This is a genomic window from Alcaligenes sp. SORT26 (genome assembly GCF_017377875.1).
Taxonomy (GTDB): Bacteria; Pseudomonadota; Gammaproteobacteria; order Burkholderiales; family Burkholderiaceae_B; genus Alcaligenes; species Alcaligenes parafaecalis.
This window is the reverse complement of the sequence record NZ_CP070975.1, coordinates 1,937,461-1,961,146: the sequence shown is the minus strand read 5'-3', so window position 1 is coordinate 1,961,146 and position 23,686 is coordinate 1,937,461. Positions and strand designations below refer to the sequence as shown.

Genomic DNA, 23,686 nt, shown 5'->3' with positions numbered 1-23,686 from the left:
ATTAGTGACGGAAGTGGCGTGTGCCGGTCAGGACCATGGCAATTCCACGCTCGTTGGCGGCGGCAATGACTTCGTCATCACGCACGCTTCCGCCGGGTTGAATCACGCAGGTGGCGCCCGCCTCGGCAACCACATCCAGACCATCGCGGAAGGGGAAGAATGCGTCGGACGCGACTGCCGAACCTTGCAGGATCAGACCAGCGTTTTCAGCTTTGATGGACGCGATGCGGGCAGAGTCCACACGGCTCATCTGGCCAGCGCCTACGCCCAGTGTCATGCCTTGACCGCAGAACACGATAGCGTTGGATTTCACGTACTTGGCCACGTTCCAGGCAAACAGCATGTCTTGCATTTGCTGGGCAGTAGGTTGGACTTGCGTCACGACCTTGAAGCCTTCGGTGTTATCGCGGAACGTGTCGGGCGTTTGCACCAACCAGCCGCCACCGACACGCTTGACGTCAAAAGCGTTGTGAGCCTGACCGGGCTGGATGCTCAGCACGCGCACGTTCTTTTTCGCAGCAAACACGTCCAGAGCGCCTTGAGTGTAGGAAGGTGCCAGCAGCACTTCCACAAACTGGCTGCTGATCGCCTGGGCAGCAGCTTCGTCCACTTCGCGGTTGAAGGCAATAATGCCGCCAAAGGCTGAAGTTGGATCGGTTTGGAATGCTTTGCGATAGGACTCTTCGGCGGTTTCGCCCAAGGCTACACCGCAAGGGTTGGCGTGCTTGACGATGACGCAAGCGCCCGCGTCAAAGCTGCGTACACATTCCCAGGCGGCATCGGCGTCAGCAATATTGTTGTAGGACAGTTCCTTGCCCTGCAGTTGCTTGTAGCGACCCAGCAAACCTTCGCCAATGGTGCCGTCTGTGTAGAAGGCCGCGCTTTGGTGCGGGTTCTCGCCGTAGCGCAGAGTCTGTTCCTGTTTGAGCTGAATGGTCAGCACATTGGGCCAGGTGTTCACTTCGGGGGCGCTCTCCTGGGCAGGCTCGGCTTGAGCCAAGCTAGTCAGGTAAGCGGCAATGGCACCGTCGTAAGCGGCAGTATGGGCGTAGACCTTGGCAGCCAGTTCCAGACGCAGGCCGTAAGAAGGGTGACCAGCAGGGCCATCCATATCAGCCAGTACGCGCTCGTAATCGACAGGGTCAATGACGACACAGGCGCCGCCTTCAGGCGTGCCATGGTTTTTAGCAGCAGCACGCAACATGGCGGGGCCACCAATATCAATGTTCTCTACCGCATCGGCAAAGGTGCAACCAGGCTTGGCAATGGTTTCACGGAAGGGGTAGAGGTTGACGACCAGCAGATCGATACGGTCAATACCGTGCTCTTCCAGTGTCTTCAGGTGTTCGGCGCTGTCGCGACGGGCCAGCAGGCCACCGTGAATTTTGGGATGCAGTGTTTTGACACGGCCATCCAGAATTTCTGGCGAACCGGTGTGCTGGGCCACTTCGGTGACGCTCAGGCCAGCCTGGGCCAGCAGCTTGGCAGTACCGCCCGTGGATAGAAGCCGCACTCCGCGTTGGGCGAGTGCTTGGGCAAATTCGACAATACCGGTTTTGTCGGAGACAGAGAGAAGAGCTGTCTGGATTTTCATGGAAGGTGAGACGTGAGAGTTAGGAATCAGGGTTGCAGATTGTGGGCGCTGAGCTTCTTGCGCAAGGTACTACGCGTGATGCCCAGCATTTCTGCGGCCTTGGATTGGTTGCCCGCGGATTTCTCCAGGGCAACTTGCAGGACAGGCCGTTCCACGCAGGAGATGACCATCGACAACAGATCGCGTGGCTCGGATTCGCCCAGATCGGCGAAATAGCGTTCGAGGCGTTCACGTACGGACTGTTCTAGTGGGTTGGTCGTTGACATTTTTTTCTGAAGGTATACGTAGTACTTAAATACAAAAGAGCCACACAGCGATCTTTTATTGCAGGTAAGGCTGGTCCAGTTCGCATTCTTGAAACCAGTGAGTAATGGCTTCTAATTGATCTGCACAGTTTTCGATACGATTAATCTGATCCAGCCAGTGTCGGGAGTCCGGCATATCCGACAGATACCAGCCAATATGTTTGCGGGCAGTACGTACTCCAGTGTGCTGCCCGTAGAAAGCGTAATGGTCTTGCAGGTGTTCGATCATGCAATCGCGCAACTCGCCAAAGGTGGGGGCTGCCCGATGTACGCCATGTTCGAGATAATGCAGGATTTCCCGGAAAATCCAGGGACGTCCTTGCGCGGCTCGACCGATCATGACGGCATCCGCTCCGGTGTACTCTAGTACGAATTTTGCCTTTTCGGGACTATCGATATCCCCATTGGCGATGACCGGAATAGAGAGACTGTTTTTGACTTCGCGTATGGTGTCGTATTCGGCGTGGCCCTGGTAGAAGTCGCAGCGGGTGCGACCATGCAAGGTCAGGGCGGCGATGCCGATATCCTCGGCCAAGCGGGCAATACGAACAGCATTGCGCGATTGCGCATCCCAGCCGGTACGGGTCTTGAGTGTAACCGGAACCTGGTAGGGAGTACATGCCTTGACAACGTGCTCAAGGATTTCAACGATGCGTGGTTCGTCGCGCAACAGGGCGGAACCCGAGGCCACATTACAGACTTTCTTGGCCGGGCAACCCATATTGATATCGATGATACGGGCACCTTTGCTGATATTGAACACAGCCGCTTCGGCCATCATTTCAGGGTCGGAACCGGCAATCTGTACGGCGACCGGATCGGCTTCGCCTTCGTGGTTCAGGCGTCTGGCGGTTTTAACGCTATCCCATAAACGCTTGTTGCTGGCGGCCATCTCCGAGACGGCATAACCGGCACCCAGCGTTTTGCACAGACGACGATAAGGTCTGTCTGTGACTCCAGCCATGGGAGCAATGAAAATAGGGTTGGGAAGGGTCCAGGGGCCGATACGCATGGGGGAGATTTTAACCCTGCGACACGGGTTCGTGGGCAAGGACTTACAAGTGAAAGGGGGTAGGCCCCGGATCGGGGCCTGTGCAATGCCAGTGCTTAGGCGCGCATGCCTTGCAGCAGTTGCCGGGCAAAAGGTTGTCGGGCGAAAGGCAGTGTGTCCATCGCCAAGAGTCCCAGACCGCAGGCATGCTGGATCAAGGGGTTCTTGGTAGCAAACAGGCGCGGCAAGGTGTCGGTGATGGCGGCAGTCAACCAGCGATCGGGGCGACGCAGACGGGCATAGCGTGCCAAAAACGGATCGGGGTTTTGACTGCAATCCGCTTGCCAGGCTGCCAGGCACTGTGACAATTGCGCGACATCACGCAAGCCCAGATTCAAGCCCTGACCGGCAACGGGGTGCAAGGTCTGGGCGGCATTACCGACGGCCAACAGGCGCTCGGACAAGCGGCTGGGGCCAGCATGAAAGGCCAGGGGGAAAATGTGGCGCTTGGAAACCAGTTCCAGATGCCCCAGTCGTTCGCCAAAGGCTTGCCGCATTTCAGCCTGGAACTCCTCAACGGGAAGCTCAGCAAGAGACTGACTGCGTTCGGGGCTGTTGCACCAGACAATAGCGTACAGATCCGGGGCGTCCGGGTGAGGCAGGGCGGCGAAGGGGCCGTGTTCTGTAAAGCGCTCGTAAGCCCAGCCGGTTTGGGGTTGACTGGCGCGTACCGTGGTCAGCAAGGCGTGCTGCCCGTAATCGCGTCGTACCCCGGTGGGGCGTACGCCATCGCATTGCACCGCAATCAAGGCGCTGGCTTGACCTGCATCGTGATCAATCAGAATTTGTTTTGGGGCGGAATGTGTGCGAGCTTCCTGGGCGGGCAGCAAGGTGACACCGCTGTCTCGAAGCCGGGCGTGCAGGGCCCAGAGCAAATCATCGTAATGAACGACTGCGCCCAGATCGGGCACACCCAGCTCATCCGCCTGAATCAGGCAACGGCCCAGACGTCCTTTTTGGGAGACATGCACGGTGCGCATCAAGGCGGCGCGCTCGGGCCAGGCCTTGAGTTGATTCAGAATCAAGCGGCGGCTACCGTGGTTCAGGGCCAGGGTACGTGGATCGCCTTGGCTATGTTCTGTGCTGGCCAGATTGAAGTTTTTCCCCAGGACGGCTATGCGTGATGGGCTTGGGTGCTGGGCAGCCAGCATCAGCGCCAAAGATGCGCCTACGGGACCGGCGCCACAAATGGCGATGTCGTAGTCGGTGGCATTCATGGGGAACCTCATGACGGCAAGGAAGTAATTCGGGTATTGTACGGGAAGGTGGCTGCCAAATTGGCCTTAAGCAAATGGTAGCTGTGCGCAATGCGTGGGGCCTTGTCATCTGGACAGGCTCTGGCACAAGCCCGGATTGGATGCCCTGCATGTCTCACCAGACTTTGTCTCTTGAACAGACCAAACCTTTTCGCCATAAAGTCACCGCCGCGTGGCTGTCTCTATTATTAGGCGCGGTGGGCGCACACCACCGCTATTTGGGTAGGCGCTTCTGGTATGGTCCGCTGGTTTTTACGGGGCTGGCCGTCCTGGGAAGCATCGTTTTTCAACACGGTCTGGACTCCCTGTTTCCCAATTTGCTGATCCTGCCGGTTAGCGCCGGTATTGTGGAGGCCGTGATTCTGGCCCTGCGCAGCCCGCAAAATTTTGATGCCATCTACAACCCGCAAAGCGATCAGCATAATCAGCATGGCTGGCCCAGTGTTCTGACGGCAGTGGTGTCTACAGTTGCCTTTGCCAATATCAGCCTGTTCTGGCTGGTGCACATCATCATGGCCTTTTATCGCTATATGGGCTGGCTGGATCTGTCTGTGTATTAAACACATCAAGTGCCTTGTAAAGTAAAGGTTTTTCACAGGACTTCCCTTGTGGAGGGGCTTGGCTCACGTTACAATACGGGTTCTTTCGTTTTATAGGAGCTGTGTGGTGAATCCCGACCCCGGCGACAGTGCTAGTCGAACCATTTTCGACTTAACCTTGTCCAGGCGCGTTCAGGCCCGCTGATTCCTTCACAGCTTGCCGCGTCCTGGAAGTTTCAGGGCGTGGTGTCTCAGGCAGCTACTCTGCTGCCTTAAATTCCCCGCCATTTCATTCTCTAAGAAAGCCTTTGGCTTTCCGAATCCTGATGTGTTGCAACTTTAATGTGCAATAGGGGGAATGTATGCGTATTTTCGATCTCTTCTTGCGCCGTGCCGGCATCCAGGCTTCTGCCCTGCGTGCCCGTGCACCCTTGTCCGTCTCCCGTTTGACGGTTGTGTGCCCTCGTGGCGATCTGGCCCAGATCCGGCGCCGTATCTACTCGGACCTGAATACCGCGGGTATCCGCGTGGCCAATGTCCAGGTAGACCACTCCGATACACACGACACGGCCTGCGTTACCTTGACCTGCCCGCCTGAACTGCGAGCAGAACTGATGCAACGAGCACGGCTGATTCGGGATTATCCCGGTGTGCTGAATGTGAAGTGGGCAGGACGGGAGCGTATTGCTATAAACTAAACCGCAACTGGATTTGCGGATGGCGCTGCTATGTCCTTGCTTGACTGGCTGACACCTTGGGAGTTTTCTCCTGTTCTGCTTTTGACCTTTTTGCTGGTCATTGCTTTGTACGTCCGGGGGCGGCAAGTTCACCGCCCCAATCTTTTGCGCCAGTCCTTTTTCTGGATTGGCCTGATTCTCCTCTACCTTTCCCTGCACACGCGCCTGGATTATTACGCCGAGCGCATGTTCTTCATCCATCGGGCCCAGCATTTGATCCTGCATCATCTGGGCCCCTTGTTCTTGATGGGTGCGTATCCGGGTCAAACCTTGCGAGCTGGCTTGCCCTTGAGTTGGCGTCGTGCTCTGGCGCAGTGGCTGCGTCGTCCTACTGGCCGACGTGTGCAGGCTGTCTTGACCAACCCGGTGCTGGTCGCTTTCCTGTTTGTTTTCCTGGTCCTGATCTGGATGCTGCCGACCGTGCAGTTCTATTCCATGCTGGACTGGCGTTTGTACCGGTTGATGAACTGGTCTGTGGTGATCAGCGGGATCATGTACTGGAACCTTATTCTTGATCGTCGACCTTCACCACCGGCCCGGCTGTCGGTGGGTGGGCGTATACTTTCGCCGGTCATCACGATGGTGCCCCAAATGATTGTGGGCGCCATCATCACCTTTACCGAGTACGATCTTTACCCCATTTTTGATTTATGCGGCCGTGCCATTCCGGGAATGGATGCCTTGGCCGATCAGGTCATGGGGGGCCTGATTATGTGGGTGCTGGCCGGTCTGGTGGAAGTGTTTGGTCTTTTGTATGCCTTGGGCACCTTGATGCGCTTGTCAGCTCGTCACCGTTTGCCAGAATCTCGGGTACGAACAGGCGCTATGATGGCCAGGGCCAATTGATTTTGTCGGGAGTATCCATGCAGTCCAAACCCGTCCGTTCCATGCTGTCTCTAGCCTTGGCGCTGTCGCTGGCGTTTAGCCCAGTGCTGCCTGTACAGGCGCAGCCTATCGGAATTCCGTCCATGGGGGCGGCCTCGGGCGCCGAGTTGTCTCCCGCTTTGGAACGTACTCTGGGCAATGCCATCATGGAGCAGGGCAGGCGTTCGCCTGAGTATGTGTCGGACCCGGATATCAATCAGTATTTGACCGATATGGGACGCAAGCTGGCCCAGTATGGCCCAGCGATGGCACAGCCGGTTACGGTGTTTGCCTTGCGTGATAACAGCATTAACGCCTTTGCTTTGCCCGGTGGCTATATCGGTATTCATAGTGGGCTGTTTACTGCCTCCAGATCCGAGTCCGAACTGGCCTCGGTGTTGGCCCACGAAATTGCCCACGTGGCGCAACGTCACGTCGCTCGTGGTATTACACAAAGTGCACAAAGCAATCATTTGCTGATTGCTGCCTTGGCCGGAGCCTTGTTGGGGGCCTTAGCCGGTAGTGGGGATTTGGCGATGGGGGCGGCCGCGTTTGGTCAGGCCGCTGCCGTGGACAGGCAATTGGGCTTTTCGCGTCAGGCCGAGCAGGAGGCCGACCGGGTTGGTTTCGAGATGCTGCTCAAGGCCGGTTACGAGCCTCAAGGCATGGTGCAGATGTTTCAGCGTCTTGCGGCAGCTTCGCGCCTGAACGAGCGTGCAACGGCCAATGAATATGCCAGCACTCACCCGATGTCGCTGCAGCGAGAGTCGGATATCAGTAACCGGGTGCGGGGTCTGCCGGAGAGTAATTACCAGGACACTTCTTCGTTTTGGTATATCCGCGCCAAATTGATGGTGATGCAAGCTGGAGGTGGGCAGTCCTTGCGCGTCCTGGAGCAGGCTTTGCAAAGCACGAATCAGACACAAAGTGATCTGGAGCGTTCGGCCGCTCAGTATGGTCTGGCCTATATTGCGCAGGGCCGTCAGGATTATGAGCAGGCTCGTATTCACCTGGCAGAAGCGCGTGCCCAGGGTAAATATCAAGCTCCTGAATTGGATACCCTGGACATTCGTATAGCGATTGCGGATCGCGATGTGCAAGGTGCCTTGAGCTTGGCCAAACAAGCCTGGCAGCGTTGGCCCAAGAGCCAGGGTGTCGCCTTGGCCTATGTGCAGGTCTTGCAGCAACTGGGGCAAAACGATCAGGCGCAATTGTTCTTGATGGATCGCATCAAGCAGTGGCCGGATGAGCCGCAACTGCACCAGTTACTGGCTCAAACCTATGATCGTCTGGGTGATGGTGTCAAAGCGCGCCGAACAATGGCCGAGTACTACCAATTGGTGGGGGCACTACCGACAGCAGTGGAACAGTTGCAGCAGGCCCGTAATTTGACTCAAGACTTTTATCAGCAATCGGAGCTGGATACGCAAATTCGCCAATTGCGCGAGCGCGTGGAAAGTGAGCGTGTCTTGTTGGAACGCTTCCGTTCCTGAGGTTCTTGAAGGCCGGAGCCCGCTTTACGCAAACCTAGCTATTCGTTTCAAAAAAGCGGGCCAGCCGTGCAGGTAGCCACCCCATATTGCCGGGGATGCTGCCTGTGATGAAACCTACATGCCCACCCTGAGCTGGCTGGTGCAGCAAGATGGAATCCGAGCAATCCTGAATCGTTGGCAAGCTGGCATGCGGCACAAAGGGGTCGTTGCGGGCATTCAAGACCAGCGTGGGGATTTTGATGCTGCGCAGTAAAGGCTTGCTGGACGCGCGTGTCCAATAATCCAGTGCATGGCTGAAACCGTGCATGGGCGCGGTATAAATATCATCGAAGTCACGCAGGGTACGGGCCTGGTTCAGGCGTGCTGTATCGACCATGCCTGGAAAGCGGTGAGCCTTGTCCTGCAGCTTGCTGCGCATGCTTTTAAGAAAGTAAGGCGAGTAGAACCAGCGCCCCATGCGGGACTCGGACAAGTAGCGGCCACACGTGACCAGATCCAGCGGCACTGAAATGGATGCGCAGGCTTGCAGCCAGGAGGCTTCGTCGCCCGCTTCGCCCATATATTTCAGCATGGCATTGCCACCCAGCGAGGTGCCAGCCGCGTGCCAGCGTACATTGGGCAGATGGCCGCGAACGGTATTCAGAATAAAGCTGATTTCTTCCGAGTCGCCCGAGTAATAGGCGCGTGCCATGCGATTCGGAAAGCCCGAGCAACCCCGGAAATGAGCCACCACGACAATCCAGCCACGGGCGCGGAAGTATTGCGCAATGGCCTGGATGTAGTGACTGCGGCTGCTGCCTTCCAGCCCGTGAAACAAGACCAGGGCATGGGTGTCGGCGCTGCTGGGCAGGCTGTCCCAATCTTGCGGCTGCATCCAGCGGCGGGCCGCCGTGCGGGCGAGATGGGCGTCGGGTTGGGCTGTAGCACCACTGGCCAGTTTGTCTGCAAACAGTCCGGGTCCGGTCCAGTCCAGATCCAGAAAGTCGCCATCAGGCGTATCAATGCGCTGACGTACAAAGGCGATGTGGTGATGGCGGGCAAAAAATGCCCCATGAATAGTCTGTACGTGCCCGCCAGGTAACCAGGCGGGCAGGGGGCAGGCGCTGGAATCCAGACGGGCAACCACGTCTGTGTGACGCCAGGGTTGCGCATCTGCTCCGGGCGCAGGGCCCGGCTCTATCGCATTGCCAGAGGGGGGAGCAGTAGGGTCCAACGAAGCCAGATTCAGAAATTAATGACCGTGAACCTTCTCGCCTTCTTTCAGGCGGTAGCGGGCACCACAGTAAGGACAAGCGGCTTCGCCGGTTTTGCTGATATCGATATACACGCGAGGGTGCATGTTCCACAGAGTGCCGCCTGGACGGGGGCAATGCACGGGCAGTTCGTCGGCTCCGACCATAATCAGTTCGTGATCTGCTTTTTTAGGTTCGATAGCGGCGCTCATAGGGTTCCTGATAAACAATGAGAGGGGTAAGAATACCTTGCACGCAACGGCGGTGCCGAACTTTACGTGCGTAGACTAGCGATTGTAGCAAGACCCGGCCTGTTTTTTCGTGACCTTATCAAGAGAGCAAGATGTTCGTGTCCCGCTTTTGCTTCTAGAATAAGAAAAATCATAAGCAAAGCTGTCGCTGCTGTTTACAGCACGTGGGCAGCGCATCTCAGGAGACGGCGTGTCAGCCATAACAAGAATATCGGCCTTGTTGCCTAGTGCACAGGATCGTGTGCATATGCGCGCCGGATTCATCGACTTTATTCCCGCCATGATTGCCACCGTTGTCTGGGGCTTTGTGACCGGGGTAGCGATGGTCAAGTCGGGTTTGAGTGGCTTTGAGGCGACCTTGATGACGCTGTTTGTCTATGCGGGCTCGGCCCAACTGACGGCTTTGCCGCTGATCGAGTCCCATGCGCCTTTGTGGCTGATTTTTACCGCTGGCTTTATCGTCAATATCCGCTTCATTATTTTTGGGGCGGCCCTGCAGCCGTTTTTCCGCCACCTGAGCTGGAAAAAGCGTTTGGGTTTGGGCTATATCACCAGTGATATGGTGTTTGTGCTGTTCATGTCCAAATATGGGGATTCCAAAGAGCGCGGTTCGCGCGAGCATCTCTGGTACTACCTGGGAATTATTTTGCCAGGCTGGTTAAGCTGGCAAATTGCCTCCCTGTCCGGGATTGTATTGAGCGCTTATGTACCCGCCTCCTGGTCTTTGGAGTTCGCCGCGATCCTGGCCTTGCTGGCGCTCCTGATTCCCTTGGTCAATAACCGCGCCATGTGGTCCTGTTTGATCACCGCCAGTGTGATTGCCTGGGTCGGACAGGCCTTGCCTTTACGTTTGGGACTGGTGGCAGCCGTGCTTGGCGGGGTGTTGGCAGGCGTGGCGGCAGAACAACTGCAACGGCATAGGGATGCACGGTGATGAGCGATTGGCAGTATGATTGGTACGTTTTGGGTGCAATCGCCCTGTTGGTGTTGTGCAGCTTGCTGACCCGCTCAGGCTATTTCATGTTTGGTGATTTGCTGCCCCTGACCGAACGTATGCGGCGCGCCTTGCGCTTTGCTCCGGTGGCTGCTCTGGCAGCAATCATTATCCCGGAACTTTTGCCTTGGGCTTACGGCGACACCCCCCGATTGGATATTAAAGCGCTGGCCAGCCTGGTAGCTGTGCTGGTGTTTATCCGTACCCGTAATGCTGTTTGGGTAATCGTGGCCGGGATGGTGGCGTTCTGGCTGATACGTGCCGTGATGCCATAAAATCCTGACGCGAGTACTTACACGCCCGTGACTGCTGTTGAAGCAGGCGGGCATAAGTTAAAATAGGATTGTTACAAATGCTTGCCACTCGTGGCAAGCCGACTTTTTGCGTACATGACAGATAAAACTCCTTCGACCCCCAATGACCTTACGTTTGCTGATTTCGGTCTGCACCCTGGAATATTAAACGCCGTTACCGAGGCGGGATATTCCAAGCCTACGCCTATTCAGGCCGAGGCGATTCCCGTGGTGCTGGCTGGCCGTGACGTGATGGGGGCCGCTCAGACCGGGACAGGTAAGACGGCAGCCTTTTCCTTGCCCATCCTGAATCGTCTGATGGCACACGCCACGACCAGCGCTTCGCCTGCCCGCCACCCTGTGCGGGCTTTGGTGTTGACGCCGACCCGAGAGCTTGCCGACCAGGTGGCTGAGAGCATTGCGCTCTACAGCAAATCGGTTCCGCTGCGCTCGACCGTGGTGTTTGGTGGTGTGGATATTGGTCCGCAAAAAGAAGCCCTGCGTCGTGGTGTTGAAATTGTCATCGCCACCCCAGGCCGTTTGCTGGATCACATTGACCAGCGCACGATCAATTTAAGCCAGGTCAGCATTCTGGTGCTGGACGAGGCTGACCGCATGCTGGATATGGGCTTTTTGCCCGACCTGGACCGTATTGTTTCCTTGCTGCCCAAGAGCCGCCAGGGCTTGCTGTTCTCGGCAACCTTCAGCAAGGAAATTCGCAAGCTGGCCCGCAACTTCCTGAATGATCCTGTCGAGATCGAAGTAGCCGCCCGCAACGCCACCGCTTCTACCGTGACCCAGGTGGTGTACCCCATGTCGGCAGACGACAAGCGTCGCGCCGTGGTGCATCTGGTCAAGACCAAGAAGCTGACTCAAACCATTGTCTTTTCCAATACCAAGATCGGTGCCGGACAACTGGCCCGTTATCTGGAGCGTGAAGGCATCAAGGCTGAATCCATCCACGGCAACAAAAGTCAGTTGGAACGGATGAAAGTTCTGGAGGCCTTCAAGGCCGGTACGGTGGATGTGCTGGTGGCAACAGACGTGGCTGCACGCGGTCTGGACGTGGCCGGTATGCCCTGCGTCATCAACGTGGACCTGCCTTACAACGCCGAAGATTACGTACACCGTATCGGTCGTACAGGTCGAGCAGGTGCGTCGGGTGAAGCCATCGCCTTGATGGCTCCAGATGAAGAGCATCTGCTGCTGGAAATTGAAAAACTGATCGGGACGGCTGTGCCGCGCCTGAAGCTGGATCTGCCTTCAGTGGCTTCGTCTCGTTCCAGCTCCAGCAATAACCGCCACGAGCGTGGTGAGCGTCGTTCGTACCAGTCGAACACGCCACCTGTGGACGAGTTTTTCCTCAAGCCTTACGAGCCATCAAACGCGGCAGCACCCAAGCCAGCAGTGAGCACACCTTCCAATGCAGCGCGCAAGCGCTCGGTGGGTGTCTTGTTAGGCGGCGGCCGCTACTAAGGCGCGCAAATCCCCTGGCCCGGCCTCAATCACCGGGCTGCGTTCTGAGATGCTGTGCACCAGACGCTCCAGATGTTCGATATGAGGCAGCATGGGACCGTAAAAAACGGTCCCATTTTCGTTCTGGATCAGCAGCGTGGGGAAATCTTCAATATCCTCATCGCCCACTAGCTCGGGCTGCTCTTCAATATCGATCCAGATCAGGCAGGCCTGAGGAAACTGTGTAGCCAAAGCCTCAAAAGCAGGTTGGTACTGCTGACAGGTTTTGCACCATTCGGCACAGAAACAGGCAATCAGCAAAGCATCGGGCTCGGCGTGCAGGTGGGCCGCCAGGGCGGGCAGATCGTGTTGAGCGTTGAACAAGGCCATAATTTCATACAGACAAAAAGAAGCGACTGTGTCTATGATACTCGGGTAATCGATTTTGCTTAGCAGGAGCAGTATGTCCGTTTCTTCGTCTGCCCCATCGCGATCGGGCCCCGCAGGTAGCTGGGCCAGCGTCTCTACCGCCTTCAAGCGTTCCTTGGTCTCGCAATTTCAGCCACGCATGCTGATTGCCCTGGTCATGCCGTTTCTGATCATGTTTGTGGGCCTGATTTTGTTGAGCTGGCTGTTGTGGACGCCGATTCAGAACTGGTTGCTGGAACTGCTGGGAGGCTGGAATGCCTTTGAGTCTGTCGACCAGTGGCTGGTGGGCCTGGGCCTGTTTTCTCTGAAAGTGTATTTGGCGCCGTTGCTGGCGCTGGGTATCTTGCTGCCTATTGCCGGTGTGCTGGGCCTGATCATTGCCGCTGTGCTGGTCATGCCTTTGGTGCTGGGCCATTTGCAGCAGAAAGACTATCCCGATGTGATCAAGCAAGGCCATAACGCGACGGTGGTGAGTGTCTGGAACGCTGTTTGGGTTGGTACTTTGTTTGTGCTGGGCTGGCTGGTCACTTTGCCTTTATGGATTTTCCCGCCGTTTGCGCTGATTCTGCCCGTGCTGTGGTGGGTCTTTGCCCTGACGCGCATCTTGCGGGTGGACTCGCTGGTAGAGCATGCAAATGTCCAGGAGCGCAAGTTTCTGTGGTCCCGCCTGAATAGCCAATATTGGCTGATTGGCCTGATCTTTGCCTTGTTGAACCTGATTCCACCTGCCTGGCTGGTTCTGCCTGTGTTCTCGGCCCTGGTGTTTGCTCACTTCTCTTTGGAAAACCTCCGTCGCCTGCGCCAGCAAGAGGCAGTTGCGGCTTCTCATCCGCTTATTGACCATGACAACTAAGGATCAAGCCGTTATTCGGCTGATTATCATTGGCGATGAAATCCTGTCGGGACGTCGCTACGATAAACATTTTTCAAAGCTGATCGAGCTGCTGGGTGCCAGGGGCTTGCAACTGGGGGGCGCACAGATCATCCCCGATGATCTGGATACGATTGCCGCTACCTTGGAACGCAGTTTTGCGACACCGGATATTGTGTTTTGCTGTGGCGGGATTGGGGCCACACCGGATGATCAGACTCGTCAGGCTGCGGCCAAGGCCTTGGGCGTAGCCCTGATGCTGCATCCTGAAGCCGCCGCCTTGATTACCGAGCGTTGTGCTGAAAACGAGCTCAATGGGGTGGGCAGTGCCGATATGTCCTTGCCCGAGAATCAGCAGCGTTTGCAGATGGGCATGTTCCCGGAAGGGGCAGAGATTGTGCCCAATACCTATAACAAGATTCCCGGCTTTTTTATTCGCAATCACACTTTCATGCCCGGCTTTCCGATCATGGCCTGGCCCATGATGGAGTGGACGCTGGATACCCGCTACCGTGAGTTGCACCATTTGGCTCATCGGGTGGAGCATTCTTTTCTGGCTTTCAACTTGCCGGAGTCCCGGATTACGCCTGCCATGGAGCATGTGGAATTGAACTGGCCGGGCGTGAAAGCCTTCAGCTTGCCTAGCGTGGGCGAGTCGGGCGGGCAGCCGCATATTGATCTGGGTGTGAAAGGGGAGCCGGAAGCGGCGGCCGAAGCCTTGGCTTACTTGCGGCAGCAGGTGTTGGACCTGGGCGGGAGCTTGAGCCCTGCGCTAAAATAGCGCTTGCCAAGCGCGCGGCCATTTCATATTATGGAATTTGTTGCGTTGCATCATAATTCTCCTAATAATGACAACAAATTCCTTTACGCCTTCTAGCGCGTCGTCCAGCAATGGTGGTCAGATGTCGATCCAGGTTCTGGAACGCGCCATGATTCTATTGGACGAACTGGCCAAGCAGTCTGAGCCTGTCGCATTGAAGAATCTGGCGGCGGCAACCGGCCTGCATACATCGACTACTCACCGTATCCTTAACGATCTGGTGGTGGGGCGCTATGTTGAACGGGTGGACAGCGGTTTGTACCGACTGGGCATGCGTCTGCTGGAGTTGGGCTCGTTGGTCAAAGGACGTTTGAACGTACGTGCGGCCTCCTTGGCTCCGATGCGCGAGCTGCATAAATACACCGGCCAAACGGTGAATCTGTCCTTGCAGCAGGGCGATGAAATTGTCTATGTAGAACGCTCCTGGAGTGAAAGCTCCGGCATGCAGGTGGTGCGCGCCATTGGCGGGCACGCGCCTTTACATCTGACCTCGACCGGCAAGCTGTTCCTGGCTTCCTGGGAACCGCGTCAGGTTCGCGCTTATGTGATGCGCACCGGTCTGGCAGGGGCGACCCGTAACAGCATTACTCAGTTGGAACTGCTGGAACGAGAATTGGCCCAAGTTCGTCGTCTGGGTTACGCCCGCGACAATGAAGAGCTGGAGATGGGCGTACGCTGTATTGCGGCTGGCGTGTACGACGACACCGGCAAGCTCCTGGCGGGCCTGTCTTTGTCGGCTCCTGCCGAGCGTTTGCACGACGACTGGATTCCCGTTCTGCTCAGCACGGCTGCCAAAATTTCCGAAACTCTGGGATACGACAAGCAGCGCTAAGTCTGTGTTTTTACGCTGTTTATGCGTTTTGACGATAAGCTCAGCACTGTTTTGTTGCAGCGCAACAAATTCCGTTGACTTTGATTTGGATAGCGCTTAAAGTTGAATTGTTGCGTTGCAACATAGAAGGTTTGCCTTGCGTAGTTGCGAATGGGCCGGGCCTTCTTCAGACCCTTGTCTAGTAACACTGACACTAATTTCACGCTGGCTTGACCCAGGCCACGTATCTCCAAGGAAAACATCATGAGTGCTATTCCACAAAACGTACTGGAATCCCAACAAGCTACCTTGAACAATCTGTTCGCCGCTCAAGGTCAATTGCTACAAGGCTTTGAAAAGCTGGTTGGTCTGAATCTGAACCTGCTGCGCAGCTCGCTGGAACAAGCGGCTGGCCAATCCCAGCAAGCCATCAATGCCAAAGACGTGCAAGACGTTGTTGCCCTGTCGCAAACCGTGGCCAAGCCTAACGCTGCCCAAGCTCTGGAATACGGCAAAAGCGTGTACGACATTTTCTCCGATCTGCAACTGAACCTGTCGCGTATCGCTGAAGCTCAATTGGCTCAAGGCCAGCAACACGCTGCTGACGCTATCGACCAACTGGCCAAGAATGCGCCTACCGGCACTGAAAGCGCTGTTGCTCTGCTGAAGTCTTCTTTCGCTACGGCTTCCAACGCGGCTGAAACCGTTGTTAAAGCTGCTCGCCAAGCTGCTGATGCTGCTGAGAGCAACATCCAGGCTGCTACTAACGCCAGCTTGAAAGCTGCTGCTCAAGTCACTGAAGCCAGCAACAAAACTGTTGAAGCGGCTGCCGCTGCTGCAACGGCTGCTACCAGCAAGAAGTAAGCATTTGCTTGCCTGATTTGATCAGGTGCTAAAGAAAAAGCCAGCTCAATGAGCTGGCTTTTTTCTTGTGCGCAATGCAGGCGGTGCTGCAGGACAGGATGCTATTGCCCGCATAAAGCGGGCAATGTGCGTTTTACAGAGCGCGGATGCACTCGGAAATCAGAGCCGGGCCTTTGTAAATCAAGCCGGTATACAACTGAACAGCCTGGGCACCTGCCTGGATTTTTTCCTGAGCCTGGCGGCCGGACTCGATACCGCCTACCCCGATAATGGGGAAGTCGGGGCCTAGTTGCTCGCGCAGACGACGAATCACGTTCAAGGACAATTCGTGTACGGGTGGGCCGGACAAACCGCCTTGTTCCTGACCATGTCGCAAGCCTTGGACCGCATCGCGCGACAAGGTGGTGTTGGTGGCAATAATGCCATCCAGACCTTGAGACGGCACCGTGTCGGCAATGGCATCAATCTGCGATTGATCCAGATCGGGGGCAATTTTCACCACAATAGGTACGTAGCGCTTATGCTCGTCGGCGAGCTCGGTGCGCAGCGATTGCAAGGCACCCAGCAGACGGGCCAGTTCATCCTGAGCCTGCAAAGCACGCAGGTTTTGCGTGTTGGGCGAGGAAATATTGACGGTAACGTAGTCCGCGTGAGGGTAGACCGCGCGCAGGCAAGTCAGGTAGTCCTGATCGGCCTGTTCGATGGGGGTAGTCGCATTCTTGCCGATATTCAAACCCAGAATGCCGCCTTGCGAGCGAAACTGGCTGCGGCAGACGTTCTCAATAAAGGTATCCAGGCCGTGGTTGTTAAAGCCAAAGCGGTTGATCAGGCTATTGGCTTCAGGCAAGCGGAACAGGCGTGGTTTGGGGTTGCCCGGCTGCGCTTTCGGGGTGACGGTGCCGACTTCCACAAAACCAAAGCCCAGTGCGCCCAAAGCATCAATATGCGCGCCATTTTTATCCAGGCCAGCGGCCAGACCGATAGGATTGCGCAGTTTCAGACCCATCAGTTCCAGAGGTTTGCTGGGCAGGTCTTTGAGCAAACTACCCAAAATAGGGGTTTGGTGGGCGCAATGCAGGGATTTCAGAGTCAGTTCGTGAGCGTGTTCAGCATCCAGACTGAACAGCACCCGGCGAGCCAAGGGATAAAGGCTGAATAGGGCAGACATGGGGATCGATAAAAGAGGACGTTAAGCCAGCCATTCCCAACGACCTTTCATCAGGAGCTGGTAGGGGCGAAAGCGGGTTTTGTAGGCCATTTTACGGCTTTCTTCGATCCAGTAGCCTAAATAGAGCCAGGGCAGAGATTGTTGACGGCAATAGTCCAGTTGCCAGAGCACGGCGTAGGTGCCCAGACTGCCGGTGTCGTCGGGATCAAAAAAGGTATAGACGGCGGAAAGCCCGTCTTGCAGCACGTCGATGACCGCCACAATTTTCAAGGTGCCGTCGGGTTCACGAAACTCCAGCAGGCGCGAGGTGACATGGCTGGCCAGCAGAAACTGGGCGTACTGGGACTGGTCGTCCTCGTCCATGCCTGCGCCGGGGTGGCGGCTGGCCTGATAGCGACGGTACAGCTCGTAGTGTTCGGCGTTCCAGTGCAAAGGCAGATCTTGCACGATCAGATTGCCGTGACGTTTTTTGGCTCGGCGCTGGGTTCGATCGGGTTGAAAGTGCAGGGTGTCGCAGCGCAAGGGCAGGCAGGCGCGGCACTGATCGCAGTAGGGGCGGTAGGTAAAGGTGCCGCTACGCCGAAAGCCTTGCTGGACCAGTTTGGAGTAGACCGTGTCGTTAATCAGGTGCGCAGGAGCGGCAACCAGGGAGCGGGCCTGTTGCTCAGGCAGATAGCTGCAGCGATAGCTGGCGGTGGAATAGAACTGCAGCGTTTGGGGGCTGGTGGGTGCTTTGGGATAATTCATGCGACTCTGCCAAGCGTGATAGAGCCATTATGGGATGCTCGCGCCAGCCTAGCAAGTTGGGGGCAGGCCTAGTTGCAAAGCGCCACGCGGCCAGACCGGGCTGGGCTGGTCTTTGGCCCAGGCCAGGGCGTCCATGAAGTCTGCTCGGGGAATGGGGCTGGCACCCAGGCTGGCCAGATGGGCCGTCTCTTGCTGGCAGTCTATATAAGGCACACCGGCAAATTTCAGGAAATCCACCAGATGGGCCAGGGCGATCTTGCTGGCATCGGTTTGCAAGGCAAACATGGATTCGCCAAAAAAGAAGCGGCCCAGATTCACGCCATACAAACCGCCTACCAGCTTGTCATCCACCCAGGTTTCTACGCTGTGGGCGTAGCCTGTGTGATGCAAGTCGGTATAGACCTGCTGAATATCCGGGCTGATCCATGTGCCAGTGGCGCTGCGTTGGGCTGCGCACTGGCCTATGACCTGCTCGAAGGCCAGATCGCAGGTGACTCGGATGGGGGGATGATCTTCGTATTGCTGACGCGCGATTTGCCGCAGCTTTTTACCTAGCGAACGGGATATCTTGAAGTGATCTACTTCCAGCACCATACGCGGATCGGGGGACCACCACAGAACCGGATCGCCTGGGCTGTACCAGGGAAACATGCCCTGGCTATAGGCCTCCAGGAGGCGTGGAACGCTTAAGTCCAATCCGGCAGCGACCAGCCCTTCGGGGCTGGCGTGTTCAGGGCTGGGCAGGGCCTGATCAGGAGCGACCCATACGAGCGACATGATCAGTCGTGGTCGCGGGGGGCGATATCAAATTCGTGAATCTGGAAGCGGCCTGCCTTGTGGTCGGCGACGTAGCGCTCCAAGGTGGCGCTAACGGTACGGAAGGCCAGATTGTCCCAAGGGATGTCGTCCAGGTGAAAGAAGCGGGCTTCCAGAGATTCCGGGCCGGGGTCCAGTACATCACTGGTGACTTTGGCCAGATAGTACACATGGACTTGCTCGGCGTAGGGCACGCTGATAACCGTGAAGAGAGGGCCCGGCTCGACCTGGGCACCGGCCTCTTCAGCCATTTCACGCAAAGCGCCTTGTCCCAGCGTCTCGCCCAGCTCCATGAAACCGGCTGGCAGCGTCCAGGTGTTGTAGCGTGGCTCGATGGCACGACGGCACAGCAAGACCTGATCGTCTTTCCACATAGGCACAATACCCACCACGTTGCGGGGGTTCTGGTAATGAACAGCACCGCAGCTTTCGCAGACATCGCGCATGCGGTTATCGTCTGGTGGCACCAGGCGTGTCAGTTTGCTGCCGCATTGATTGCAGAAGTTTTGTGTGCGTGGGGCGGGGAAGTAGAAAGAGGCGGATGGCTGGGTCATGCAGATTCTGTGATGGCGGTTCAAGTGGGATCGGGCTCTGGCAAAACAATATACGCCAATTCCTCGGCGGGCGACACGCAGGAAGACCAGACTGTCAGGGAACTCGGCGTGGGGTAGGCGGGTAAATGCCAGCCAGTACTGTGATTGGGCTGCTCCAGGTCCAGGCTGTCCAGCCCTTGTTGCGCCGGATTTCGTAGCTGTTCCAGCAGAGCGGGCATATCGCGGCCTGCCAGCAAGGCCGGGCCTGCTGATGTGCGCAGATACAGCATGCCATCAGCACTGATGAACCAGGCCTGGATGGTCTCGACCGGGCGGCCGGTGTGGTCTTGCAAATGGGCCTGATCTTCTGCCAAAGACACAATCAGGGGGGCGGCATCCAGACGTATATAGACGCGCTGTGGACCATTCTGGATAAACCAGCGGCCTTGCTCATCCGATTGGTAGTTGCGATTGAAAAATGCCAGCAAGCCCTGATGGGCAATACGCTCTCCAATCTGATCGGGATGCTGGTTGGCATCGCCAGCCGGATGATGTCGCCAATGGCCGGACTGATCCAAAGAGATATACCCGCTGACGGCAGGTACATTGGGCCATTTTTTCATGGCATCAATAACAGCAGCATCCATAAGCTTCAGCCTTGCAGGGACGAAAACAAAGGGTGGCAACCGTATCGGTGCCACCCTTGATGGTGTTGGGCCGACAGGAAAGTCAGCCCCTGGACAAGGCGGGTTGATGCCTTAAGCCATATAACTGCGCTGCATGGTTCCGGGGATTCCGTGCGAAAGAGGCTTTTCAACTTTGATTTCCGGGGTGTCATCGCCTTTCAGGGCTCTGGATAACAAATTGGACAAGCGTTCGCGTACATCCTGGGGAACATGGCTAAAGACACCCGAGAGCCACTCGATGTAATAGGGCAGCAGGTGCTCGCACAACTCTTGTCCGGCTTCGGTGAGTTTAACAGTGAGCACACGGCGGTCCGAGGTATTGTTTTGGCGTACCAGCAGTTGCTGCTGTTCCAGCCCGTCAAGCAAGCCGGTAATGGTGGCGCGGGTAACGCCCGCCTGTTCTGCCAGGAGGGCAGGGCTTAGGCCAGAGGGCTGGCGGCTAAGCAAAAACAGGAGGACAAGACGGCCTTCGGACAGGCCAAACTCATTCAGAACTGTGCTGGAAGCGCGATTAATGCTGGAGGCCAGCGACAGAACGCGTAAACACAGTTCGATATCCTCGGTTTTGGGGTGAGCCTGGCGGTGGGATTCGCTCAGGATAGTTTGGTATTTCAGATCGAGTAATTTCATAGTGCTGTGCCGTTAAGGAGTGCGCGGCAAAGAGCAGTAGTTATTTAGAAAGAATCAACAAAACCCAATAAAATCAGGTTTGCTTTCTTTTATTACTGAGCCGCTGCTTTTAATGTGGAAATTTATCTTATTTTTTAATTCCATTTTTACTGATTTAAACATCTTTTATTGATTAGGAATTTTCATTTAGTAAAATAAGACCAGTTTTTTTCAGTATAAGCGGCCATGCGTTTATAGAATAGTCTTAATGCCTGTGTATACTCTTTCGCCTTCCGTTTTTTCTCAAACTGCAAGGTTTCGGGACTTCAAACTGAGTAGGCAAGGACATGACTTTTGATCGTGTGTTGTGAGTCTTATGGCTTAAACGCATCAAAATGATGCAAGCACGCAACGCTCGTGTTCAAAGTGCCAGACTCTTGTTACCAACAAGATGAGCGAGCTATATCGGAGATACACCGCTAAAGTAAGCAGGTTTTCAACTGTCAGTCAGGAAGATAAGGCGGCGCAAACCAAGAAAAACCGCAAAACGACGCGCATGCGAGCGCACGGCGTTTACAATGTTCACAGCGCTTCCCGAGCTCGACGATGCCTTCAAAAAAGGCGGTTGGATCATTCACCCCGCTTGGCGGATTGCAATAGAGGCCCGTTTTTTACGGGCCTTTGCTTTCCGGATTTGGATACAAGCATTATCCAAAGCTTATTAGCGGTATTTGCCAGCATGTCCCCGAGCCCCTGCCAAGTTCGCAAGAAATGGTAGGGCTTTGTTCCGTTTACAGTCCGGGATCGAGTATGAGGCGTATCAAAAAAGTCTTGCTATCGTTATTAAGGAAACGAAGGAATTATGAGTCAGTTCCGTATCGAACATGATTTGCTGGGAGACCGCCAAGTCCCCGATGAAGTCTATTATGGTGTTCATACCTTGCGTGCCAAGGAGAATTTCCACATTACCGGTACGCCTATTTCAACTTACCCGGAACTGATTAATGCTTTGGCGCTGGTCAAGCAGGCCGCTGCTCAGGCCAATTTCAAACTGGGTTTGCTGGAACAGGATAAGCACGACGCCATTGTGGCCGCATGTCAGGCCGTACAGACTGGCACGTGTCACGAGCATTTCGTGGTAGACATGATTCAGGGTGGCGCAGGTACCTCGACCAATATGAATGCCAACGAGGTTATTTGTAACCTGGCCTTGGAACATATGGGTCACAAGCGCGGCGAGTACCAATATCTTCATCCCAATGAAGATGTGAACATGGCCCAAAGCACTAATGACGTCTACCCAACGGCTTTGCACCTGGCTGCCTACCGTTCGCTGGATCCGCTGTTTGCCGCCATGGAGCGTCTGCGTGATGCCTTCCTGAAAAAGTCCGCGGAATTCTCCTCGTACATGAAGATTGGCCGCACCCAGTTGCAAGACGCGGTGCCCATGACCCTGGGTCAGGAGTTCAACGCATTTGCCACCATGATTAACGAAGACATCGTGCGCCTGAAAGAATCGCGCAAACTGATGTGCGACGTGAATCTGGGCGGTACAGCGATTGGTACGGGTATCACGGCTCATCCTGAGTACGCTCAGTTGGCTGTGGCTGCTTTGTCCGATCTGTCTGGCGTTCAACTGCGCGTTTCTGCGGACTTGATCGAAGCTACCCAGGATTGTGGCGGTTTCCTGCACCTGTCGGGTGTGTTGAAGCGTGCTGCCGTCAAGCTGTCCAAGTTGTCCAACGACTTGCGTCTGCTCTCTAGCGGTCCTCGTGCTGGTATGGGTGAAATTTGTCTGCCCGCCGTGCAAGCTGGTTCGTCCATCATGCCCGGTAAAGTCAATCCTGTGATCCCGGAAGTGGTCAACCAGGTTGCCTTTGAAGTTATTGGCGCCGACATGACCGTGACAATGGCTGCTGAAGCCGGTCAATTGCAGTTGAACGCGTTTGAGCCTGTGATTATTCACTCCCTGCTGCGTAGCATGGCTTTGTTGAGCAATGCGTGCGACACGCTGACTCAGTTCTGCGTGGTGGGTATCACTGCCAACCGTGAATGCCTGGAAAGCAATATTGAGCGTTCCATTTCCCTGGTCACTGCCTTGAATCCGTTTATCGGTTACAAAGCGGCAACCTCGGTGGCCGCTGAAGCCTTCCAGACCGGTGCCAATATTCGTGATGTAGTTCTCAAGCGTGGTTTGATGGACGCCGAGACCCTGAACGATGTGTTGCGTGCTGAATCGCTGATCCAACCTCGTGATCTGCGTGCTGCTGACCCAGCCTGAACCAATCTGAACCAGGCCTGATTTGGCCCTAAGTTGGCCGACGCCGGTTTTAGTTTGGGAAGCCTCCATTCTGGAGGCTTTTTTCTGCCCGCTCGTTTCGTACAAGGGGGATACTGTGGCCTTGTCTACATGCAGGAGCAGCAGGGGAATATGGAGTCGGTTTATCTGGCGGTTGCCTTTGGCGCCATTGTGGCGGGTTTTGTGCAGGGCCTGTCGGGCTTTGCCTTCGGTATGGTGGCCATGTCCTGCTGGGCCTGGTTTCTGGAGCCCCAACTGGCGGCGGTGCTGGCGGTGTGTGGTGCCTGGACGGGACAGATGATTGCCGCCTTTACCCGGCGACGCACGTCGTACTGGCAGATTCTCTTGCCTTTCTTGTTCGGTGGCCTGCTCGGCGTGCCTTTGGGAACGTATCTGCTGCCTTTTCTGGATGCGGCGGTGTTCAAGGCGTTTTTGGGCACCTTGATGGTGATCTGGTGCCCCATCATGCTGATGTCCAGTCGTCTGGGCCATGTGCGCGTGCGCAGTCGCCTGGCTAATGCCCTGGCGGGTTTGATTGGTGGTGTGATGGGCGGTTTGGGCGGGATGACCGGGGTGATTCCTACCCTATGGACGACCATGACGGGCCTGCCTAAAGATGAGCAGCGTGCCGTTATTCAAAACTTCAATCTGGCCACCTTGTCCGTGACCTTGCTGGCGTATATCGCCTCCGGTTCTATTCTCCCGTCCATGCTGCCCTCGATCGGGCTGGTCATGCTGGCGGTGCTGATTCCCGTATTGGCGGGCGCACGTCTGTATGTGGGTATCAGCCAAAGCACATTCCGCGCCATTGTTTTAAGTTTATTAACCCTGTCCGGGGTGGCGATGTTGCTGTCATCCGTCCCTCAGTTGCTGGCGCGCTAAGGCAGGTGGTTTAAGCCTCTAGGGTAATGCTCTATATTCGATACGGGCCTGTACCCCTCATAATAAGTGCCGGCACTGGGAGCACAT

General features: G+C 56.0%; 26 protein-coding genes. 13 read left to right on the top strand and 13 right to left on the bottom strand.

All coding sequences use genetic code 11. From position 1 onward, the window contains the following. Nucleotide 1: 1 nt before the first annotated feature. The 4 genes from purH to JYG33_RS09050 all read right to left on the bottom strand — a co-directional run bounded on the left by purH (nt 2) and on the right by JYG33_RS09050 (nt 4,167). Entirely contained in the window at nt 2-1,594 is a 1,593-nt protein-coding gene (gene purH, locus JYG33_RS09065; RefSeq protein WP_207875610.1) for a bifunctional phosphoribosylaminoimidazolecarboxamide formyltransferase/IMP cyclohydrolase, read from the bottom strand. Between the two features lie 26 nt (nt 1,595-1,620). Next, nucleotides 1,621-1,860 carry a helix-turn-helix domain-containing protein gene (locus JYG33_RS09060; protein WP_003803089.1) on the bottom strand — a complete coding sequence of 80 codons (240 nt, stop codon included), beginning with the start codon at nt 1,858-1,860 and terminating at the stop codon, nt 1,621-1,623. A 55-nt stretch (nt 1,861-1,915) separates the two neighbouring features. Then, on the bottom strand, nt 1,916-2,911 hold the full coding sequence (dusB, locus tag JYG33_RS09055; RefSeq protein ID WP_207875609.1) for a tRNA dihydrouridine synthase DusB: 996 nt from the start codon (nt 2,909-2,911) through the stop codon (nt 1,916-1,918). Nucleotides 2,912-3,006: 95 nt separating this feature from the next. Beyond that, entirely contained in the window at nt 3,007-4,167 is a 1,161-nt protein-coding gene (locus JYG33_RS09050; RefSeq protein ID WP_207875608.1) for an FAD-dependent monooxygenase, read from the bottom strand. 149 nt (nt 4,168-4,316) lie between these two features. Here JYG33_RS09050 and JYG33_RS09045 point away from each other — a divergent pair, with 149 nt between their 5' ends. From JYG33_RS09045 to JYG33_RS09030, 4 genes are all read left to right on the top strand, one after another. Then, the gene (locus tag JYG33_RS09045; protein ID WP_222669500.1) at nt 4,317-4,766 is read left to right on the top strand and encodes a TM2 domain-containing protein; all 450 of its coding nucleotides are present in this window, start codon (nt 4,317-4,319) and stop codon (nt 4,764-4,766) included. A gap of 341 nt (nt 4,767-5,107) precedes the next feature. Continuing rightward, a complete protein-coding gene (locus JYG33_RS09040) occupies nt 5,108-5,443 on the top strand; it encodes a hypothetical protein (protein WP_003803097.1) in 336 nt (111 codons plus the stop codon). 30 nt (nt 5,444-5,473) lie between these two features. Next, complete coding sequence (locus tag JYG33_RS09035; RefSeq protein WP_207875606.1) at nt 5,474-6,328, top strand: cytochrome c oxidase assembly protein; 855 nt, start codon at nt 5,474-5,476, stop codon at nt 6,326-6,328. 17 nt (nt 6,329-6,345) lie between these two features. Continuing rightward, entirely contained in the window at nt 6,346-7,839 is a 1,494-nt protein-coding gene (locus JYG33_RS09030; protein ID WP_207875605.1) for a M48 family metalloprotease, read from the top strand. 34 nt (nt 7,840-7,873) lie between these two features. Here JYG33_RS09030 and JYG33_RS09025 read toward each other — a convergent pair whose 3' ends face one another. Together JYG33_RS09025 and JYG33_RS09020 are read right to left on the bottom strand one after the other, a co-directional pair. Then, a complete protein-coding gene (locus tag JYG33_RS09025; RefSeq protein WP_207875796.1) occupies nt 7,874-8,965 on the bottom strand; it encodes an alpha/beta fold hydrolase in 1,092 nt (363 codons plus the stop codon). 105 nt (nt 8,966-9,070) lie between these two features. Continuing rightward, nucleotides 9,071-9,283, bottom strand: a complete 213-nt coding sequence (locus JYG33_RS09020) for a zinc-finger domain-containing protein (protein ID WP_189391320.1) — start codon at nt 9,281-9,283, stop codon at nt 9,071-9,073. A gap of 286 nt (nt 9,284-9,569) precedes the next feature. On the opposite strand from JYG33_RS09020, the gene JYG33_RS09015 reads away from it, so the two are divergent. From JYG33_RS09015 to JYG33_RS09005, 3 genes are all read left to right on the top strand, one after another. Beyond that, complete coding sequence (locus JYG33_RS09015; protein WP_207875604.1) at nt 9,570-10,256, top strand: AzlC family ABC transporter permease; 687 nt, start codon at nt 9,570-9,572, stop codon at nt 10,254-10,256. After that, nucleotides 10,256-10,591, top strand: coding sequence for an AzlD domain-containing protein (locus JYG33_RS09010; protein ID WP_009460095.1), 336 nt, complete (start codon nt 10,256-10,258; stop codon nt 10,589-10,591). The genes JYG33_RS09015 and JYG33_RS09010 overlap by 1 nt, the downstream gene beginning before the upstream one ends. 114 nt (nt 10,592-10,705) lie before the next feature. Further along, nucleotides 10,706-12,085: a DEAD/DEAH box helicase gene (locus tag JYG33_RS09005; protein ID WP_207875603.1), complete on the top strand. Its 1,380-nt coding sequence runs from the start codon at nt 10,706-10,708 to the stop codon at nt 12,083-12,085. On the opposite strand, the gene JYG33_RS09000 is transcribed toward JYG33_RS09005, so the two are convergent. Beyond that, nucleotides 12,065-12,454 carry a thioredoxin family protein gene (locus tag JYG33_RS09000; protein WP_207875602.1) on the bottom strand — a complete coding sequence of 130 codons (390 nt, stop codon included), beginning with the start codon at nt 12,452-12,454 and terminating at the stop codon, nt 12,065-12,067. The two genes, JYG33_RS09005 and JYG33_RS09000, sit on opposite strands and share 21 nt — an antisense overlap. Nucleotides 12,455-12,527: 73 nt before the next feature. Here JYG33_RS09000 and JYG33_RS08995 point away from each other — a divergent pair, with 73 nt between their 5' ends. The 4 genes from JYG33_RS08995 to phaP all read left to right on the top strand — a co-directional run bounded on the left by JYG33_RS08995 (nt 12,528) and on the right by phaP (nt 15,859). Next, complete coding sequence (locus tag JYG33_RS08995) at nt 12,528-13,346, top strand: EI24 domain-containing protein (protein WP_207875601.1); 819 nt, start codon at nt 12,528-12,530, stop codon at nt 13,344-13,346. After that, a complete protein-coding gene (locus JYG33_RS08990) occupies nt 13,336-14,145 on the top strand; it encodes a molybdopterin-binding protein (protein WP_207875600.1) in 810 nt (269 codons plus the stop codon). Before JYG33_RS08995 ends, JYG33_RS08990 begins: the two co-directional genes overlap by 11 nt. Before the next feature lie 121 nt (nt 14,146-14,266). Then, nucleotides 14,267-15,016, top strand: a complete 750-nt coding sequence (locus JYG33_RS08985; RefSeq protein ID WP_042486997.1) for an IclR family transcriptional regulator — start codon at nt 14,267-14,269, stop codon at nt 15,014-15,016. 243 nt (nt 15,017-15,259) lie between these two features. Continuing rightward, nucleotides 15,260-15,859, top strand: a complete 600-nt coding sequence (gene phaP, locus JYG33_RS08980) for a TIGR01841 family phasin (protein WP_207875599.1) — start codon at nt 15,260-15,262, stop codon at nt 15,857-15,859. Between the two features lie 133 nt (nt 15,860-15,992). On the opposite strand, the gene JYG33_RS08975 is transcribed toward phaP, so the two are convergent. From JYG33_RS08975 to JYG33_RS08950, 6 genes are all read right to left on the bottom strand, one after another. After that, the gene (locus JYG33_RS08975) at nt 15,993-17,027 is read right to left on the bottom strand and encodes a quinone-dependent dihydroorotate dehydrogenase (protein WP_207875598.1); all 1,035 of its coding nucleotides are present in this window, start codon (nt 17,025-17,027) and stop codon (nt 15,993-15,995) included. Between the two features lie 21 nt (nt 17,028-17,048). Next, nucleotides 17,049-17,774 (bottom strand): arginyltransferase, encoded by a 726-nt coding sequence (locus tag JYG33_RS08970; protein WP_207875597.1) that lies wholly within the window; start codon nt 17,772-17,774, stop codon nt 17,049-17,051. Nucleotides 17,775-17,822: 48 nt separating this feature from the next. Further along, complete coding sequence (aat, locus tag JYG33_RS08965) at nt 17,823-18,551, bottom strand: leucyl/phenylalanyl-tRNA--protein transferase (protein ID WP_207875596.1); 729 nt, start codon at nt 18,549-18,551, stop codon at nt 17,823-17,825. Nucleotides 18,552-18,553: 2 nt separating this feature from the next. Continuing rightward, complete coding sequence (locus JYG33_RS08960) at nt 18,554-19,144, bottom strand: NUDIX hydrolase (protein WP_207875595.1); 591 nt, start codon at nt 19,142-19,144, stop codon at nt 18,554-18,556. 20 nt (nt 19,145-19,164) lie between these two features. Continuing rightward, on the bottom strand, nt 19,165-19,770 hold the full coding sequence (locus JYG33_RS08955) for a DUF2946 family protein (protein ID WP_207875594.1): 606 nt from the start codon (nt 19,768-19,770) through the stop codon (nt 19,165-19,167). 111 nt (nt 19,771-19,881) lie between these two features. Then, nucleotides 19,882-20,439 (bottom strand): MarR family transcriptional regulator, encoded by a 558-nt coding sequence (locus JYG33_RS08950; protein WP_207875593.1) that lies wholly within the window; start codon nt 20,437-20,439, stop codon nt 19,882-19,884. 841 nt (nt 20,440-21,280) lie between these two features. Here JYG33_RS08950 and JYG33_RS08945 point away from each other — a divergent pair. Continuing rightward, nucleotides 21,281-22,699, top strand: a complete 1,419-nt coding sequence (locus JYG33_RS08945; protein WP_207875592.1) for an aspartate ammonia-lyase — start codon at nt 21,281-21,283, stop codon at nt 22,697-22,699. 150 nt (nt 22,700-22,849) lie between these two features. Further along, on the top strand, nt 22,850-23,599 hold the full coding sequence (locus JYG33_RS08940; protein WP_207875795.1) for a sulfite exporter TauE/SafE family protein: 750 nt from the start codon (nt 22,850-22,852) through the stop codon (nt 23,597-23,599). The last annotated feature ends 87 nt before the right edge of the window (nt 23,600-23,686 follow it).

Bases quoted from the DNA above. Each gene is read 5' to 3' on its own strand.
- purH (WP_207875610.1), bottom strand. From the start codon at position 1,594: ATGAAAATCCAGACAGCTCTTCTCTCTGTCTCCGACAAAACCGGTATT.
- JYG33_RS09060 (WP_003803089.1), bottom strand. From the start codon at position 1,860: ATGTCAACGACCAACCCACTAGAACAGTCCGTACGTGAACGCCTCGAA.
- dusB (WP_207875609.1), bottom strand. From the start codon at position 2,911: ATGCGTATCGGCCCCTGGACCCTTCCCAACCCTATTTTCATTGCTCCC.
- JYG33_RS09050 (WP_207875608.1), bottom strand. From the start codon at position 4,167: ATGAATGCCACCGACTACGACATCGCCATTTGTGGCGCCGGTCCCGTA.
- JYG33_RS09045 (WP_222669500.1), top strand. From the start codon at position 4,317: ATGTCTCACCAGACTTTGTCTCTTGAACAGACCAAACCTTTTCGCCAT.
- JYG33_RS09040 (WP_003803097.1), top strand. From the start codon at position 5,108: ATGCGTATTTTCGATCTCTTCTTGCGCCGTGCCGGCATCCAGGCTTCT.
- JYG33_RS09035 (WP_207875606.1), top strand. From the start codon at position 5,474: ATGTCCTTGCTTGACTGGCTGACACCTTGGGAGTTTTCTCCTGTTCTG.
- JYG33_RS09030 (WP_207875605.1), top strand. From the start codon at position 6,346: ATGCAGTCCAAACCCGTCCGTTCCATGCTGTCTCTAGCCTTGGCGCTG.
- JYG33_RS09020 (WP_189391320.1), bottom strand. From the start codon at position 9,283: ATGAGCGCCGCTATCGAACCTAAAAAAGCAGATCACGAACTGATTATG.
- JYG33_RS09015 (WP_207875604.1), top strand. From the start codon at position 9,570: ATGCGCGCCGGATTCATCGACTTTATTCCCGCCATGATTGCCACCGTT.
- JYG33_RS09010 (WP_009460095.1), top strand. From the start codon at position 10,256: ATGAGCGATTGGCAGTATGATTGGTACGTTTTGGGTGCAATCGCCCTG.
- JYG33_RS09005 (WP_207875603.1), top strand. From the start codon at position 10,706: ATGACAGATAAAACTCCTTCGACCCCCAATGACCTTACGTTTGCTGAT.
- JYG33_RS09000 (WP_207875602.1), bottom strand. From the start codon at position 12,454: ATGGCCTTGTTCAACGCTCAACACGATCTGCCCGCCCTGGCGGCCCAC.
- JYG33_RS08995 (WP_207875601.1), top strand. From the start codon at position 12,528: ATGTCCGTTTCTTCGTCTGCCCCATCGCGATCGGGCCCCGCAGGTAGC.
- JYG33_RS08990 (WP_207875600.1), top strand. From the start codon at position 13,336: ATGACAACTAAGGATCAAGCCGTTATTCGGCTGATTATCATTGGCGAT.
- JYG33_RS08985 (WP_042486997.1), top strand. From the start codon at position 14,267: ATGTCGATCCAGGTTCTGGAACGCGCCATGATTCTATTGGACGAACTG.
- phaP (WP_207875599.1), top strand. From the start codon at position 15,260: ATGAGTGCTATTCCACAAAACGTACTGGAATCCCAACAAGCTACCTTG.
- JYG33_RS08975 (WP_207875598.1), bottom strand. From the start codon at position 17,027: ATGTCTGCCCTATTCAGCCTTTATCCCTTGGCTCGCCGGGTGCTGTTC.
- JYG33_RS08970 (WP_207875597.1), bottom strand. From the start codon at position 17,774: ATGAATTATCCCAAAGCACCCACCAGCCCCCAAACGCTGCAGTTCTAT.
- aat (WP_207875596.1), bottom strand. From the start codon at position 18,551: ATGTCGCTCGTATGGGTCGCTCCTGATCAGGCCCTGCCCAGCCCTGAA.
- JYG33_RS08960 (WP_207875595.1), bottom strand. From the start codon at position 19,144: ATGACCCAGCCATCCGCCTCTTTCTACTTCCCCGCCCCACGCACACAA.
- JYG33_RS08955 (WP_207875594.1), bottom strand. From the start codon at position 19,770: ATGGATGCTGCTGTTATTGATGCCATGAAAAAATGGCCCAATGTACCT.
- JYG33_RS08950 (WP_207875593.1), bottom strand. From the start codon at position 20,439: ATGAAATTACTCGATCTGAAATACCAAACTATCCTGAGCGAATCCCAC.
- JYG33_RS08945 (WP_207875592.1), top strand. From the start codon at position 21,281: ATGAGTCAGTTCCGTATCGAACATGATTTGCTGGGAGACCGCCAAGTC.
- JYG33_RS08940 (WP_207875795.1), top strand. From the start codon at position 22,850: ATGGAGTCGGTTTATCTGGCGGTTGCCTTTGGCGCCATTGTGGCGGGT.